Below are 15,955 nucleotides of genomic sequence, written 5' to 3'. Positions count from 1 at the left end.
CCGGCGAAGTTCCGGGGACCCGGGCCGCGGGTCGCCCCCGACACCCCGGCCGGTACGCTCGCGCACACCTTGTCGCCGGATCGCCCACGCCCCCAGCTGCCGTCGCCCCTGCGCGGCGTGAACTTCCCGACGCCGTTCGGCCGCCGGGCGGTCGTCATCGGCGCCGGGTCCTTCGGAACGGCGGTCGCGGTCCTCCTGGCCCGCGGGGGACTGCGCACGACGCTCCAGACGCGCACCCCGGAGCAGGCCGAGCGCCTGGCCGAGGACCGGGAGAACAGCGTCTACCTCGCCGGCGTCGAGTTCCCGAAGGAACTGCGCATCGAGCACATGGGCGCCGGTCTCGCCCGGGCCGACTACGTGTTTCTCGGCGTTCCCTCCCGCGGGCTGCACGAGGTCATCGACGGCCTGGCCGCCGCCGGGCTGCCGCCGCGCGCGAAGCTCGTCTCGCTGGCCAAGGGCCTGGTCCCGCCGGATGGGGTCGCGCCGACGGTGATGCTGCGCCGGTCCTTCGGCGCTGCCCGCGTCGGCTGCATCGGCGGACCGGCCCACGCGCGCGAGATGGTCCACGAGGGTGCCGGCCTCGTTGCCGCGTCCGAGGACGAGGAGCTGGCCCACGCCCTCGCGCAGGTCTTCATCCGGGCGGGCGTCGTCTGCGAGGAGTCGAGCGACCCGGTCGGCGTGGAGCTCGCGGGCGCCGCTAAGAACGCCGCCGCCCTGGCCGCCGGGGCCACCGAGCGGCAGGGGCTGAACGCCGCCGGTGCCGCCGCCGGCCACATCTTCGCCGAGGTCTGGCGCTTCGCGGCGATCCAGGACCCGCCCGCCCAGGCGGAGTCGATGATCGGGCTGGCCGGGACGGGCGACCTGGTCGCGACCGCGCTCGCGCCCCAGTCGCGCAACCGGCGCGCCGGCGAGCTGCTCGGCGAGGGCGTCCCGACCGCCGAGATCCCCGCACGCATCGGGCAGGCCGTCGAGGCCCTCGAGTCGGTCCCGCTGCTGGCCGGCGCGCTCGAGCGGGCCGGCGTCGAGGCTCCCGTGACGCGGGGCCTGGCGGCCCTGATCGCGGGCGAGCTGCCGCTCGACGGCTGGATCAGCCTCGTGCGCACCGCCGTCCCGCCCCCCGCGCGGTTCCGGCGGCCGGCCGACGTGGTCGCCGGCCTCGGCTGGTGGGCGCGGCTCAAGGTCCGCTGGCGCACCTGGCGCGAGCGCCGCGCCGAGCTGCCGCCGGCCTGACCGGGCACCGGGTGCGCAGCCACTGGCGGATCGCACGGCTCCGAGCCGGGTGGATCGTCATTCACCGCTGACGCGTGTGGTCAGTGGTCGATCGCACGGCTCCCAGCCGGGGTGGATCGGCATTCACCGCATGGATGGCGGCACAGGGACGGCGGGGGGCGGGGTCGGCGCCACGAGCGCGACCACCGGCGACGGGACGGACGCCTCGCCGGCCGACTTGCGCTCCAGGTGCACGAGCCACCACATCGCCGCCGCAGCGACGAGCAGCGCCAGCGCGAACTTCCAGCCGTACGTCCGCAACCACTCCTTCACCGGCGATCACCCCGCTGCGCCAGCGTCGTCACGACGGCCTCGTAGACGCCGCCGCCGTAGGTCGCCTCGGTGACGCGGACGTTCGGCACGCCGGTCAGGGCGTCGCGGATCGACGGGTCGCCCTCCAGCGCGTTCGCCATCAGCCAGAAGGTGTCGACGACGGGCGCCATCTGCAGGTCCTCGCGGGAGTCCCCGCACGCGATCGTCCCGGCGGGCTCGTGCATGCGGGCGCGCTGGTGGAACGCGACGCCGGCCGCCTTCGACACCGTCCGGGGGACGAGGTGGTAGGCCCGCACCTGCTCCAGGCCGGCCAGCGCCTCCGAGCGCCGGTGCACGCCGCCGTTGTCGAGCAGCCTGAGCGACCCCAGGCCCGCGCCGGCCAGGAGGGCGTCCGCCTCGTCGGTGTCGACGAGGCCGCGCAGCAGGTGGCTGACCTCGCGCCCGTCGGCCCACGGGTGGTGGACCTCCAGCCGCCCGGGGAAGTGCTCGAGCAGCAAAGCCGGTGCCCCCGCCGCGCCGATCTGGTCGTGGACGCTGGCGCCGCCTGCAGGCTGCCACTCCCCGGTCAGCCAGTGCACCTCGCCGTCGAGCAGGACGCCCGCCCCGGCCTCGAAGACCGCGCTGGTCTGCCCGAGCAGACGCGCGAGCGCGATCACGCTGTCGCTGCGCCGGCCCGTGACGATGCACAGCTCGGCGCCGGACCGGGCGCAGGCCTCGACGGCCCGGGCACCGTCCAGGGACGGGCGACCGTCGCCGTTCAGGAAGAGGTTGCCGCCGGGGCCGATCAGCGTGCCGTCCAGGTCGGTGTAGACGCAGCTGAGGCTCGGCACCGGCGGCAGGCTACAGCGCGCGGCGCACGGGTGCGGGCCTCTCAGGCACCCGTGGACTGACCGCCGGCGGACGGGTCCAGGCTGTCCAGCAGGCCGGCCTCGGTGGCCTTCAGCAGCGCGTAGGCACCGCCGACACCCGCCACCAGCTGCGCGACCGCCGCGAACAGGCTGCCCTCGTCCGCGTCGCGGAACCAGTCCAGGGACAGCCTGCCCGGGCCGTCCGCCGCGATCGCGAAGACGGCGGCCATCAGAACGAGGTTGTACTCGAAGCCGTTCTCCGTCACCCACGGGCCGTTCTGCTTGTGGACCTTCTCGATCGCCATCGCCATGGTCCCGGTGACTGCGGTCGCGCCGAGCGGCGTCAGGAAGCCCGCGGCGAGCAGCGCGCCGCCGCCAGCTTCGGCCGCGCCGGCGGCGGTCGCGTGCAGCCGGCCGGGCTTCAGGCCCATGCCCTCGAAGGCCTCGGCCGTCGCGTCGAGGCCGTAGCCCCCGAACGAGCCGTTCAGCTTCTGCAGCCCGTGGCCGACGAACAGCCCTCCGACCACCACTCGCAATGCCGTCGTTCCGAGTCCCATCAGGTCCACCTCTGCTTGCTTTGACGTTGTCGTGCGCAATCTGCGGGGAGGACGTCCGCCCTACCGGGGCGACGGCTCCACCGAGCGCTACCTTGCCCTCTCCCCGTATGGCCACCAGCCCAATCACGCCCCAGCTCGGCCCCGACCCCGACGATCCGTGGCACGCGCTGCTGGAGGTGGGCCGCACCGACGACCGCCTCGTCCGCGAGGCCGTGGAACGGCCACGGGACGCACGCACCGTCCCCATCCCGGACGCGCTGCACCCGCTGGTCGTCGAGGCGCTCGGTCGCCGCGGCATCACCCGGCTCTACACGCACCAGGCCGAGGCGATCGAGGCCGCGTGGGCCGGTCCGACGATCGTCACCACGGGGACGGCGTCCGGCAAGTCGCTGTGCTTCACGCTGCCGACGCTGGATGTGCTCTGCCGCGACGCGAAGGCGCGGGCGATCTACCTCTACCCGACGAAGGCGCTCTCCCAGGACCAGGCGCGGTCGCTGCACGGGTTCGGGCTGCACAAGCAGGTGCGGCCGGCGATCTACGACGGCGACACCCGGCAGGAGGACCGCCGCGCGATCCGCAAGAACGCGAACCTCCTGATCACGAACCCGGACATGCTCCACACGGGCGTGCTGCCCCACCACCGGCTGTGGGGGGACCTGTTCGCCAACCTGGCGATCGTCGTCGTGGACGAGGCCCACGTCTACCGCGGGGTGTTCGGCTCGCACGTGGCGAACGTCCTGCGCCGCCTGCGCCGGATCGCGAACGCCTACGGGACCGAGCCGCGCTTCCTGCTGGCGTCGGCGACGGTGGCCAACCCGGTCGAGCTCGCGGAGCGCCTGACCGGCCTGGAGGACATCGCGCTCGTCGACGAGGACGGCGCGCCCGGGGCCCGCCGGCAGATCGCGATGTGGAATCCGCCGGTCGTCGACGAGGCGCTGCAGACCCGCGCCTCGGCCCTCGCCGAGGCCGCCGAGATCGTCTCCGAGCTGGTCCGCGAGGGCGCCCGGACGATCTGCTTCATCAAGTCGCGCAAGGGCGTCGAGCTCGTCGCCAAGCTGACCCGCGAGCGCCTCGACAAGCACCAGGCCGAGCGGGTCGCCCCGTACCGCGCGGGCTACACCCCCGCCCAGCGCCGGGAGCTCGAGGCGCAGCTGACGCGCGGCGACCTGCTCGCCGTCATCACGACGGACGCGCTGGAGCTCGGGATCGACATCGGGGCGCTCGACGCGTGCGTCGTCGTCACCTTCCCGGGGACGGTCGCCTCGCTGCGGCAGATGTGGGGCCGCGCCGGCCGGCGCGGCCGCGGGCTGGCCGTCTACATCGCGGGGGACGACGCGCTGGACCAGTTCTTCTGCCGTCACCCGGACGAGTTCCTCGGCCGTCCGGTCGAGGCGGCGATCCTCGACCACGAGAGCGAGGAGATCTACGCCGCGCACCTGCTCTGCGCCGCGCACGAGGGCCCGGTCGATCCGGTCGGCGACGTCGCCACGCTCGGGGCCGGCGTCCGCGCGGCGTGCGAGGCGCTCGTCTCGACGGGGGAGCTCGTGGAGCGCCGCGGGGTGTTCGTCCTGCGCCGCCAGGAGGACTACCCGGCGGCCCGGGTGTCGCTGCGGTCGGCGTCCCCCGACTCGGTCGCGATCGTCGACACCTCGACCGGCGAGCTGCTGGGGACGATCGAGGCGGCGCGGTCGCACACGACCGTCCACCACCACGCGATCTACCTGCACCAGGGCCGGTCCTACGAGGTGGACGAGCTCGACCTCGACGGCCGCCGCGCGCTCGTGCACCCGTTCGACGGCAACTGGTACACGCAGCCGAAGAAGGAGACCGACACCTTCATCGAGCGGCTGCTGGACCGGCGCGACGCGCTGGGCGTCGTCCTCTCCTACGGCGTGGTGACCGTCACCGACACCGTCCACGCCTTCCAGCGCAAGCGGCTCCCGTCGCAGGAGGTGATCGACCTGCAGACGCTGGACCTGCCGCCGACCGCGTTCACGACCCGCGCCCTCTGGTACGAGCTGGACGACACCGTGCTGAACGACCTCGGCCCCGACGTCCTGCTCGGCGCGCTGCACGCCGTCGAGCACGCGCAGATCGCCGTCCTGCCCCTGATCGCGATGTGCGACCGCTGGGACATCGGCGGCCTGTCGACCAATCTGCACCCGCAGACCGGCGGCCCGGCGATCTTCATCTACGACGGCCATCCCGGCGGCATCGGCATCACGCGGCAGGGCTTCAAGGCGTTCGAGCGGCTGGCGCGCGACGCGCACCGGCTAATCTCGGAGTGTCCCTGCGAGACCGGCTGCCCGTCGTGCATCCAGTCGCCGAAGTGCGGCAACCTCAACGACCCGCTGCACAAGCGCGGGGCCCTGACGGTGCTGGAGGCGATGCTCGCCCGCGCGTGAGGGTGCGTCCTGGACCCGGCGCGCGCGGCGGCGCGGGCTGGCACAGTGAACGCCCAGGTATGAGCACGGGCGCGCCGTCGACAACCCTCCGCCCGCTGCACGTCGCCGGAGGTCTGGCGCTGGGCGCCGGCGTCGTGCTGTGGCTCGGGGCCGACCTGCTGTGCGTGGCGGTCTTCCTGGCGCTGCTGGTCGGGATGGTCGCGCTCACGACGCTGCTGCTCTGACGCCGCCGCTGCGGTGAGCGTCGGTTTCCCCGCGTCTCGGGACGGGGGAATGGACGTTCGGTGCCGGACGGCGCTCGTTGCCGCGGTGAGCGTCGGTTTCCCCACGTGTCGGGGCGGGGAAATGGACGTTCGGCGCGGGGGGCGGTGGAAGCGGAGCCGCGGGTCGGGATACCGTGAAGTGGCGGAAAGACGGGCAGCGGGACGCCACATCGCTGCGCAAACCTGCGCAAAGCTGCGGTCAACGGTCCAGGTCGGGGGGCGGGGACCGATCCTCCGGGCATGCCGACGGACCGGCCGTTCTGGAGTGCACTCGCCGCGGGCGTCCTCGCGGTGCTCGTCGCTGCCCCCGGAGCGAGCGCCGGCACCGGCGGCGCCGAGGTCCCGACCGCCGGGGGCGGTGCCGGCGGCGCCGCCTACGGCAGCCCGCTCGGCGGGGTCCCGCGGCCGCAGGCTGTCCGCTTCAGCGTGAGCCCGCGGACGGTGACCGCCGGCGGCCGCCTGCCCGCCATCGTCCTGCGGATCGCGCAACCGGGCAGCACGCGCGTGCGCGCCCGCCTCGACGTCACCCCGGCGCGGGGGACGGGCGGGCGGTCGGTGCGGATCGTCCTCGGGCAGATCCGCGTGGGCCGCACGCTGCGCCCCGGGTGGCCGAAGGGCGCGCGCCTGCGCGCCGGCCGCTACACCGTCCGGATCCACGCCACCGACATCGGTGGGCTGACGCTCGCGCGGCCCCGCCGTGCCCCCGGCCGCGTGACGCTGGACGTCCGCCCCAAGCCGAAGCCGAAGCCCGCTCCCACGCCGAAGCCGGCCCCGGCACCGTCCGGCCCGGCGACCCCAGCGACCCCCCGGCCGACCGTCGGCGGGCGCTTCCCGGTCGCCGGCCCGTTCACCTTCACCGATGGCTTCGGGGCCGCGCGCGACGGCTACGGCCACCAGGGCGTCGACATCGCGGCGGCCGCCGGCACGAACGTCGTCGCGCCGACCGCGGCGACGGTGCGCTACACCGACTACCAGTCGTCGGCGGCCGGCGAGTACATCGTCGCGCGGCTCGCCGACGGCCGCGACATCTTCCTCGCCCACTGCATCCGCCACTCGACGACCGTCGCCCCGGGCCAGCGCGTCGCCGCCGGCGCGGTGCTGTGCCGGGTGGGGTCGACCGGCCGCTCGAGCGGCCCGCACCTGCACTTCGAGCTCTGGCCGGACGGCTGGCGCGACATCGCGAACACCGCGCCGGTCGACCCCCTGCCGCAGCTCCGCCGCTGGGCGCGCTGAGCGCCGGTCCGTCCCGCGAGAACGACGAGGTCGTGCCACTGCAGCGCGCCCGCCCGCCCGGCCGCGCCCGCCCCCGGCCGCCGCCCGCCCCGTGCAGGTGTCGCCGCGGTCAGTCTGCTGCCGCGGTGTCCACGGCGATCGTCACCGCGCCGAGCTCGGCCCGCGCTGTCACGGCGAACCTGCCGAACGGCGTGAGGCCATCGCGCAGACCCGCCGGGAACCCGAGCGTGTCGACCAGCACGCCGCCGAGCTCGGAGCCCCCCAGCAGTGCGTGCAGCGATCCGTCCTTCCCCCGCGGGGCGTCACCCGACTGCGTGCCGTCGGCGATGGCGTCCACGTCGCTGTCCGGGTCGCTCGACACGACCAGGATGTCGCCGCGGAGCGCCACGATCGCGATCGGGACGTCGGCGCGCAGCAGCTGGTAGGTGTCCGGCTCGGGGGTGTCCGTGAAGCTCGCACCGTCGTCGAACGAGTCGTCGGTGGTGTCGTCCGGCTCGACCCCGCCGTCCGTGGACGTCCCGTCGTCCGTCGCGGTCCCGTCGCCCGTGGTCGTCCCGTCCGCCGCGGTCCCGTCGGTGGACGTCCCGTCGTCGGTCGCGGACCCGTCGTCCGGGGCCGGCTCCTCGTCGAGCGGGTCCTCCGAGTCGTCCGGCGGGCTGGAGACGACGTCCGTCGCCGGCTTCAGGCTGAGGCCGGTCGCGCTCACCGGGAGCGCCGAGCCGCCGGAGTAGTTGCTGACCGGCCCGAGCCGCGACAGCTGCTGCAGGGTCGTGCGCACCTTCTCCGGGTCCCCGCTGCGGGCCCGCAGCGTCACCGTCGAGTCGGCGACCGCGAGCGTCGCGGACCCGGTCAGCGTCCCCAGCACGTCCGTCTCGAGGTCCACCTTCCCGAACTTCGCGATCAGCTCCTTGACCGCGTCGTACGTCTTCAGCCGCGCCGGTGCGATCAGCCGCAGCGAGCGCAGGATGAAGGTGCCGGTCTGGGCCGGGCTGCGGACCCCGACGCGGATCGGCTCCTCCCCGGTCAGCTCCGGGGCCTCGGAGCCCGGGGCCAGCGGCAGGTCGGCCTCGGTGAGGATCCCCTCGTCCGTGCGCAGCTTCACCTTCAGGTGGAGCCCGTTCGCGTCGGTGCGGATGCCGATGCCCGCACGGTCGACCGCGGCCAGGTACGGCAGCTGCCCGGCGTTCGGCTGCAGGTCCGAGACGAAGCGGCGCAGCATCGGACCGCTGATGCCCAGCCGGATGACCGCCGCCGTGGCGGAGACGCCCGACGCCGAGCGCGACGCGAACGACTCGGGGGTCAGCCCGGTCGCGGCGCTCGCGCCCCGCCGCACGCCGCGGTCCAGCGCCGTCCTGAGGGTCTTCTTGTCCGCCGCGACCAGCAGCAGCCGGCCGTCCTGCGCCACGGCGCCGCCGCCGTCGCTGCGCAGGAACGTCGTCGCGCCGCGGTAGGACCCGTCGTCGGCGAGCTCGCCGCCCTGCACCCGGGACCCGATGACCCCGGCGAGCGTTCCCGCGTCCGGGGTGACCCAGGCCGCCAGCAGCTTCGGCGACCCGGTCGAGCCCGTCGCCGACACCACCAGGGGCGACCCGGCGAGCGCCGCGCCGTCGTCGGTCGGGGAGACCCCCACGGACTCCGTCAGCAGCGTGTCGACCCGCTCGCCGAGCTCGGGGCCGCCGGGGACGCTGCCGAGCAGGTCCAGCGCCTTGCGCAGCGGGCCTGCGCCGGTGTCGGTGTCGATCACCGCGACCGCAGGGGCCGAGCGCGGGATGTAGCGCAGCGCGTCGGCCAGCGGCTCGGTGATCGTCGCGCCCGCCGGGTCGCGGCCGACCTTCTCGGGGCTGCCGTTCGAGAAGACCCAGATGAGGGCGATGACCGTGAAGACGAACCCGGCGGCCAGAGCGGAGACGGCTTGGGCTCGCGTGCTCACTGCGAGGAACCTATTCGACCGACCCGGATCTTGGGAATCGTCCGGGCACATGGCGCCGGATCCCGTCATACCGTGACGTATCGCCCCCTGCTTGGGGGGCAGCTTGCGACGCGACCCGCTCACCCGCGTAGAGTCGAGCCATGGAGAGCGCAACGACCGCACGGCACCTGCGTCCGGTAGGGGGTGGACCGCCGCTGGTGGTCCTCGCGGACGCCGGGACGGCAACCGAGCGCGAGCTGGTGGAGGAGTGGGCGGCGCAGACGCACCCCGAAGCGGCCGTGATGTACGTCGGGGACGCCGACCTGGCCGAGAAGCTCGCCGGGCTCGACGAGCAGCTGGTGCTCCCCGTCCGCGTCACGTGGCTCCCGCGCGAGCGCGACGGCGGCCGGCAGGCGCGGGCGGCGGACCTGCTGGCGCTGACGAACCCGCATCGGCCGTGGTCGCCGCTGCAGGCGCGGATCCGGCGCAACGAGCCCGACCGGGTCCGCGTCACCGACGGCGAGCCCGCGACCGTCGCCGACATGCGGCAGCGGTTCCGCAGCGAGTCCGGGACGGGCGGCGGCAGCGCCGCCTTCGCCGCGTTCGTCGACCGCCAGGCGGTCCTGGCCTGCGAGCGCGCCGAGCGCTCGATCATCGGCGACCGCTACAAGGTGCCGCGCCTGGTGACCGAGCAGATCACCGCGTCGGCCCGCTTCCGCGACGAGGTCACCAAGCTCTCGGGCAAGCTCGGACGACCGTACGACGACGTCCTGCTCGACGCCAAGAGCGCGCTCAACGAGCTCGTCACCGTCCAGAGCCGGCTCGCCATCGACGCGTTCCGCGCGGTGATGGGCCCGATGCACAACCGTGCCTGGAACGTGGAGGTCGACGTCGAGAGCCTGGAGCGCCTGCGCGAGCTCAACAAGAAGCACGCGCTCGTGTTCCTGCCCTCGCACCGCGCGTACGTGGATCCGCTCGTCCTGGCGAACGTCCTCGACGAGCACGACTTCCCGCGCAACCACCTGCTGGGCGGGTCGAACATGGCGTTCTGGCCGATCGGGCCGCTCGGCAAGCGCGCCGGCGTGATCTTCATCCGCCGCACGTTCGGCGACGACCAGGTCTACAAGCTGGCGATCCGCGAGTACTTCGGCCACCTCGTCGCCAAGCGCTTCAACATCGAGTGGTACATCGAGGGCGGCCGCACCCGCACCGGCAAGCTGCGCCCGCCGCGCTTCGGGTTGCTCCACTACCTGGTCCGCGCGCTGGACGACGGCCGGGCGGAGGACGTCATCCTGGTCCCGGTCTCGATCGTCTACGACCAGCAGTCCGAGGTCGGCGCGATGGCCGCCGAGCAGCGCGGCGCGAAGAAGTCGAGCGAGGGCCTGAAGTGGATGGCCGACTACATCCGCGCGCAGCGGACGAACGCCGGCCGCGCGCAGGTCGTCTTCGGCGAGGCGTTCTCGCTGCGGGGGGCGCTCGAGGAGCCGGGCGAGGACGCGAACCGCCTCGAGAAGGTCGCGTTCCGGGTCTGCACCGGGATCAACCGCGCGACGCCGGTCGCCTCGACGTCGCTGGTGACGTTCGCGCTGCTCGGGACCCGTGACCGCGCGTTCACGTTCCGCCAGGTGGAGCTGATCGTCGCCCGTGTCCTGGACCTCATGGACGAGCGCGGCGTGGCGGGCCCGCTGGCGGAGCTCCGCGGCGAGCACGCGCTGCGCGCGACCCTCAACCAGCTGTGCGCCGCCGACGTCGTCAACTGCTACGACGGCGGCAAGGAGCCGGTGTGGTCGATCGCCCCCGGGCGCCACCACGTCGCGGCGTTCTACCGCAACGGCATGATCCACCACCTCATCAACCGCGCGATCGTGGAGCTGGCCCTGGTGAAGCTCAGCCGGGGCCCCGCGGTCGACGACCCGGTGGAGGCGGCGTGGGAGGACGTCCTCCAGCTGCGTGACATCCTGAAGTTCGAGTTCTTCTTCGCCGACAAGCAGGCATTCCGGCTCGAGCTCGGCGTCGAGCTGGACCGCTTCGCCCCGGACTGGCACCAGCGCCTGAACTCGCCCGAGCAGCTCGGTGAGCTGCTCGAGTCCACGCCGACGTTCGTCGCCCACCGCGCGCTGCGGTCGTTCGTCGACGCGCAGATGGTCGTCGCCCGCATCCTGGCCGAGCGCAGCCCGCGCGAGGGCTTCGACAAGGCGCAGTTCCTCGACGAGTGCCTCGGCGTCGGCCGCCAGCTGCTGCTGCAGGGTCAGCTCCACGGCCCGGAGTCCGTGTCGCAGGAGCTGTACGCCGCGGCGCTGCAGCTCGCGCAGAACCGGGACGTCGTCGACCCCGGCCGCGACGAGGTCCGCGAGGCGCGGCTCGCCTTCCTGGCCGAGATCGAAGAGGTGCTGGAGCGCGTCGCGTACATCGGGAAGCTGGACAGCGCGCGCCTGCAGAAGGTGCTGGATGCCGAGCGTTGACGAGCTGGTCCGCGCGGTCCGCGAGGCGCCGCGCGGCCCTGAGGTCGCGGCGTTCTTCGACTACGACGGGACGGTCATCAGCGGGTACTCGGCGACCGCGTTCTACCGCCACCGGATCCTGTCGCTCCAGCTCGGGCCGCAGGAGCTGGTGCGGACGATGCTGGCGACCGCCCGCGGCATCACCAGCGAGGAGGACTTCGCCGACTTCCTCTCGATCTCGCTGAGCTCGTGGAAGGGCAAGCGGCTGGAGGACATGCAGGAGCTGAGCCAGAACCTCTTCAAGCACCGCATCGCCGGGCAGCTCCATGCAGAGACCTGGCGCTTGGCCCAGGCCCACCACGAGCAGGGCCACACCGTCGTCCTGGCGTCGTCGGCGACCCGTTTCCAGGTCGAGCCGATGGCGGCCGAGATCGGTGCGTCCCACCTCCTGTGCACGGAGCTGGAGGTCGTGGACGGACTGCTGACGGGACGTTCGACCGGCTTCGCGATGTGGGCCGGGGGCAAAGCCGCCGCCGTCGACCGCCTTGCCGCCGCCGAGGGCTACGACCTCGAGCAGTCGTTCGCGTACTCGAACGGCCACGAGGACGTGGCGTTCCTCTCCCGCGCCGGCAACCCGGTGTGCGTCGAACCCGACAGCGGCCTGACGAAGATCGCCGCGCAGCGCGGCTGGCCCGTCCTGCGCTGCGCCTCGCGCGGCGGCACCCCGGGCCCGGTCGACATCGTCCGGACCGCGGCCTTCTACGGCGGGCTGGCCGGGGCGTTCGGGACCGGCATCGGCCTCGGCGTGCTGAACCGCTCGCGCGAGACGCTGATCAACATCACCGGGGGCGTGGGCGCCGACGTGTCGCTGGCGGTCGCGGGCATCGACGTGGACATCGTGGTCGGCGCCGAGCACCTGTGGTCCGCCAGGCCGTGCGTGTTCGCGTTCAACCACCAGTCGAAGATCGACCCGATCCTGCTGATGAAGCTGCTGCGCGGCGGCTTCACCGGCGTCGCCAAGCAGGAGGCCAGGAACGTGCCCGGCTTCGGCCAGGCGTTCGCGATCGCCGGGGTCGCGTTCATCGACCGGGCCGATGCCGGGCAGGCGCGCGCGGCGATGGCCCCCGCGGTCGACAAGCTGCGGGCCGGCACCTCGCTGGTCATCGCCCCCGAGGGCACGCGGTCCCCGACGCCGCGGCTGGGCAAGTTCAAGAAGGGCGCGTTCCACCTCGCCATGCAGGCGGAGGTGCCGATGGTGCCGATCGTCATCCGCAACGCCGGCGAGGTCATGTGGCGCGGTGCGCAGACCGTCCGGCCCGGACGCGTCGAGGTGGCGGTCCTGCCGCCGGTCGACACGTCGCAATGGACGCCCGCGACCGTGTCCGAGCACGTCGCCGAGGTCCGCGCGCAGTTCGTAGAGACCCTGGCCCACTGGCCGTCCGACTCCAACGACCGAGAGGTTGCCCAGCCATGACCCGTCCGATCCGCGTCGCCGTGCTCGGCGGAGGTTCCTGGGGGACCACCGTCGCCGCGCTCGCCGCCCGCAACACCCCCGCGATCCTCTGGGCCCGGGACGACGACGTCGCGCGCGAGGTCAACGAGCAGCACACCAACACGCGCTACCTCGACGACCGCGAGCTGCCCGAGTCGCTGGAGGCGACCAGCGACATCGCCGAGGCGGTGACCGCCGCCGACGTCCTCGTCATGGGTGTCCCGTCCCACGCGATGCGCTCGGCGCTGGAGGACGTCGCGCCCCACCTGCGGCCGTGGGTGCCTGTGATCTCCCTGGCCAAGGGCCTCGAGCAGGGGACGCGCCTGCGGCCGACGCAGGTCATCTCCGAGGTGCTGCCCGGCCATCCGGTCGGCCTGATGGCGGGCCCGAACCTCGCGAAGGAGGTCCTGGACGGCATGGCCGCCGCGGCGGTCGTCGCCATGGCCGACGACCGCGTCGCGCAGTCGCTCCAGACGCTCTTCCACAACCGGGTCTTCCGCGTCTACCGCAACGACGACCTGCTCGGGTCCGAGCTCGGCGGCGTGCTGAAGAACGTCATCGCGATCGCCGCCGGCATGGCCGAGGGGCTCGGGGTCGGCGACAACACGCGGGCGATGGTCCTGACCCGCGGCCTGGCGGAGATGACGCGCCTCGGCGAGGCGATGGGCGGGCAGGCGCGCACGTTCGCCGGCCTGACCGGCCTCGGCGACCTGATGGCGACGTGCATGAGCCCGCAGTCGCGCAACCGACGGGTCGGCGAGGGCATCGCGACCGGCAAGACCGTCGAGCAGGTCATCGAGGAGATGGGTCAGGTGGCCGAGGGCGTCAAGACGGCGCGGACCGTCATGGAGCTCGGCGCGGAGCACGACGTCGCGTTGCCGATCTGCTGCGAGGTGGACGCGGTCGTCAACGAGGGCCGCACCGCCACGGAGGCGTACCGCGGCCTGCAGCGCGAGACCGCGCGCGCCGAGCATCACGGCGTCTACTAGATGGCCGAGCACGACGCGCAGCCGGGCGCCTGGGGACAGGCGCGCGAGATGAACGGCCTCGAGGCGCTGATGTGGCGCGCGGAGGGGGACCCGCGGCTGCGCTCGACGATCAGCTCCCTCGAGCTGCTGGACTGCACGCCCGACTGGGACCGGTTCCTCGCCGCCCACGACTGGGCCACGCGGCTCGTGCCGCGGTTCCGCCAGCGGGTGGTCGAGCCCGCGCTCGGCGTCGGCGTGCCGTCGTGGGTGGTCGATCGCAACTTCGATCTGCACTACCACGTGCGGCGCGTGGGCCTGCCGCCGGGCAGCGTCTGGACCGACGCGCTCGCGCTCGCCGAGCAGCTCGCGATGGTGCCGTTCGACCGCTCGCGCTCGCCCTGGGAGGCGACCCTGATCGAGGGCCTGCCGGACGGCAAGAGCGCGTTCCTGCTGAAGCTCCACCACGCGACGACGGACGGCCTCGGCGCCGTGCAGCTGCTGGGGATGCTGCACTCGAGCAGGCGCGAGCCGAGCCCGGAGAAGCCGCAGGTCAGCGCGCCCGAGTTCGAGTACACGACCCCCACGAACCTCTTCACCCGGCAACTGACGCAGGACGCGGCCGCGCTCCCGGCGCTGGGGGCCAGGCACGCCGCCGGCCTCGTGCGGTCGGTCGCGAGCCCTGAGCGCTCGCTGCGGGCCGCCGTCCGCTTCACCGCGTCGCTGCGGCGCGTGCTCGCCGACCCCGACAGCGACGGCTCGCCGCTGCTGGCGGGCCGTTCGCTGTCGTGGCGGTTCATGACGATGGACATCCCGTTCGCCCCGCTGCGGGCGGCGTCCAAGACGGTCGGCGGGTCGCTCAACGATGCGTTCGTCGCGGCGCTCCTCGGTGGCTTCCGGCGCTACCACGACGAGCTCGGCGTCCCGGTCGACTCGATGCCGATCGCGATCCCGATCTCGGTGCGCAAGGCAGACGACCCGGAAGGCGGCAACGCGTTCGCCGGGGCCCGCCTGGCGGCGCCGGTCGGCGTCGTCGACCCGCAGGAGCGTATGCGGATCATCGGCCTGCAGGTCGCCCAGGCCCGCGAGGAGCCGGCGGTGGCGGCGCTCGGCCTCATCGCCCCGGCGCTGTCCCGGCTCCCGGCGCCCGTGATCTCGCAGCTGGCCGGCGGCCTGACGAAGGCGAACGACCTGCAGGCGAGCAACGTCCCGGGCATCCGCGAGGACCGATATGTCGCCGGGGCGCGGATCGAGCGGGCCTACGGCTTCGGCCCGCTGCCCGGCTGCGCGACGATGATCACGCTGGTCTCCCACGGCGACCTCTGCTGCATCGGCATCAACGTCGACCCGGCCGCCATCACCGACCTCGAGCGCTTCGAGCGCTGCCTGCGCGAGGGCTTCGACGAGGTCCTCGCCCTCGCGAGCTGACCCTGCGGTCTGACCGCCCACGTTCCGTGTCCCGCCCCTCAGGAGAACCCCACACCCCATGACCACGATCACCTCACACGAGCACACCCTCGACGGCGTCCGCGGCCGCATCTCCGTGCATCACTGGCAGAACCCGCAGCCGTCGTTCGTCGTCCTGCTGGCCCACGGCTACGGCGAGCACGCCGGCCGGTACGAGCACGTGGCGCAGGCGCTGCTCTCGGCAGGCGGCACGGTCTACGCGCCCGACCACCTCGGCCACGGCCGGTCCGAGGGCGAGCCGGCGCTGATCGACGACATCGAGGACGTCGTCGCCGACCTGCGCAGCGTGGCCGGTCTCGCGGCAGGTGAGCACCCGGGGCTGCCGACCGTCCTGATCGGTCATTCGATGGGCGGCATCATCGCGACCCGGTACGCGCAGCAGTACGGCAGCGAGCTGAAGGCCCTCGTGCTGTCCGGCCCCGCGATCGGCGGCAACCCGGCGCTCATCGGCCTGGTGGAGATGGACCCGATCCCGGACGTCCCGATCGACCCGGCGATCCTGTCGAACGACCCCGCCGTCGGCGAGGCGTACGCGGCGGACGACCTCGTCTACCACGGGCCGTTCAAGCGCCAGACCCTGCTCGCCATGGGCGGCGCCATCGAGACCATCGCGGGTGCCGGCTCGCTCGGGGACCTGCCGACGCTGTGGCTCCACGGTGAGCAGGACCAGCTCGTTCCGCTGGAGCACACCGGCCCGGCCGTGGAGAACATCAAGGGCAGCGACCTGCAGGCCAAGACCTACCCGGGCGCCCAGCACGAGATCTTCAACGAGACGAACAAGGACGAGGTCATCGCCGACGTCATCGCCTTCCTGGGTCCGAAGCTCGCCTGAG

13 protein-coding genes are annotated in these 15,955 nt (G+C 73.7%); 9 read left to right on the top strand and 4 right to left on the bottom strand.

Going from position 1 to position 15,955, the window contains the following annotated elements; all coding sequences use genetic code 11:
* The first annotated feature begins 69 nt into the window (after nucleotides 1-69).
* Entirely contained in the window at nucleotides 70-1,230 is a 1,161-nt protein-coding gene (locus DSM112329_RS25555; RefSeq protein WP_354699395.1) for an NAD(P)H-dependent glycerol-3-phosphate dehydrogenase, read from the top strand.
* Nucleotides 1,231-1,353: 123 nt separating this feature from the next.
* On the opposite strand, the gene DSM112329_RS25550 is transcribed toward DSM112329_RS25555, so the two are convergent.
* From DSM112329_RS25550 to DSM112329_RS25540, 3 genes are read right to left on the bottom strand one after another with little or no spacing between them, the layout of a single operon-like run.
* Complete coding sequence (locus tag DSM112329_RS25550) at nucleotides 1,354-1,542, bottom strand: hypothetical protein (protein WP_354699394.1); 189 nt, start codon at nucleotides 1,540-1,542, stop codon at nucleotides 1,354-1,356.
* Nucleotides 1,539-2,372 (bottom strand): hypothetical protein, encoded by an 834-nt coding sequence (locus DSM112329_RS25545; RefSeq protein ID WP_354699393.1) that lies wholly within the window; start codon nucleotides 2,370-2,372, stop codon nucleotides 1,539-1,541. Before DSM112329_RS25545 ends, DSM112329_RS25550 begins: the two co-directional genes overlap by 4 nt.
* A gap of 41 nt (nucleotides 2,373-2,413) precedes the next feature.
* Entirely contained in the window at nucleotides 2,414-2,947 is a 534-nt protein-coding gene (locus DSM112329_RS25540; RefSeq protein WP_354699392.1) for a DoxX family protein, read from the bottom strand.
* Between the two features lie 107 nt (nucleotides 2,948-3,054).
* On the opposite strand from DSM112329_RS25540, the gene DSM112329_RS25535 reads away from it, so the two are divergent.
* The 3 genes from DSM112329_RS25535 (at nucleotide 3,055) to DSM112329_RS25525 (ending at nucleotide 6,848) form a co-directional block, all read left to right on the top strand.
* Nucleotides 3,055-5,352: a DEAD/DEAH box helicase gene (locus DSM112329_RS25535; protein ID WP_354699391.1), complete on the top strand. Its 2,298-nt coding sequence runs from the start codon at nucleotides 3,055-3,057 to the stop codon at nucleotides 5,350-5,352.
* Nucleotides 5,353-5,411: 59 nt separating this feature from the next.
* Nucleotides 5,412-5,576: a hypothetical protein gene (locus DSM112329_RS25530; protein ID WP_354699390.1), complete on the top strand. Its 165-nt coding sequence runs from the start codon at nucleotides 5,412-5,414 to the stop codon at nucleotides 5,574-5,576.
* Nucleotides 5,577-5,855: 279 nt separating this feature from the next.
* The gene (locus DSM112329_RS25525) at nucleotides 5,856-6,848 is read left to right on the top strand and encodes a M23 family metallopeptidase (RefSeq protein WP_354699389.1); all 993 of its coding nucleotides are present in this window, start codon (nucleotides 5,856-5,858) and stop codon (nucleotides 6,846-6,848) included.
* A gap of 109 nt (nucleotides 6,849-6,957) precedes the next feature.
* Here the strand turns inward: DSM112329_RS25525 and DSM112329_RS25520 are convergent, their stop codons facing one another.
* Nucleotides 6,958-8,778: a hypothetical protein gene (locus DSM112329_RS25520; RefSeq protein ID WP_354699388.1), complete on the bottom strand. Its 1,821-nt coding sequence runs from the start codon at nucleotides 8,776-8,778 to the stop codon at nucleotides 6,958-6,960.
* Between the two features lie 140 nt (nucleotides 8,779-8,918).
* Between DSM112329_RS25520 and DSM112329_RS25515 the strand changes: the two genes are divergently transcribed.
* The 5 genes from DSM112329_RS25515 to DSM112329_RS25495 are packed head-to-tail and all read left to right on the top strand — an operon-like array spanning nucleotide 8,919 to nucleotide 15,954.
* Nucleotides 8,919-11,219: a glycerol-3-phosphate 1-O-acyltransferase gene (locus DSM112329_RS25515; RefSeq protein WP_354699387.1), complete on the top strand. Its 2,301-nt coding sequence runs from the start codon at nucleotides 8,919-8,921 to the stop codon at nucleotides 11,217-11,219.
* A complete protein-coding gene (locus DSM112329_RS25510; protein ID WP_354699386.1) occupies nucleotides 11,206-12,672 on the top strand; it encodes an HAD-IB family hydrolase in 1,467 nt (488 codons plus the stop codon). The genes DSM112329_RS25515 and DSM112329_RS25510 overlap by 14 nt, the downstream gene beginning before the upstream one ends.
* Complete coding sequence (locus DSM112329_RS25505; RefSeq protein WP_354699385.1) at nucleotides 12,669-13,679, top strand: NAD(P)H-dependent glycerol-3-phosphate dehydrogenase; 1,011 nt, start codon at nucleotides 12,669-12,671, stop codon at nucleotides 13,677-13,679. Before DSM112329_RS25510 ends, DSM112329_RS25505 begins: the two co-directional genes overlap by 4 nt.
* Nucleotides 13,680-15,083, top strand: a complete 1,404-nt coding sequence (locus tag DSM112329_RS25500; RefSeq protein WP_354699384.1) for a wax ester/triacylglycerol synthase domain-containing protein — start codon at nucleotides 13,680-13,682, stop codon at nucleotides 15,081-15,083.
* A 58-nt stretch (nucleotides 15,084-15,141) separates the two neighbouring features.
* The gene (locus DSM112329_RS25495) at nucleotides 15,142-15,954 is read left to right on the top strand and encodes a lysophospholipase (protein ID WP_354699383.1); all 813 of its coding nucleotides are present in this window, start codon (nucleotides 15,142-15,144) and stop codon (nucleotides 15,952-15,954) included.
* Nucleotide 15,955 lies beyond the last annotated feature (1 nt).

Origin of the sequence: Paraconexibacter sp. AEG42_29 (assembly GCF_040581415.1) — a bacterium.
Lineage (GTDB): Bacteria > Actinomycetota > Thermoleophilia > Solirubrobacterales > Solirubrobacteraceae > Paraconexibacter.
Note: the sequence above shows the minus strand (reverse complement) of the source record. Positions and strands in the feature narration are given on the sequence as shown.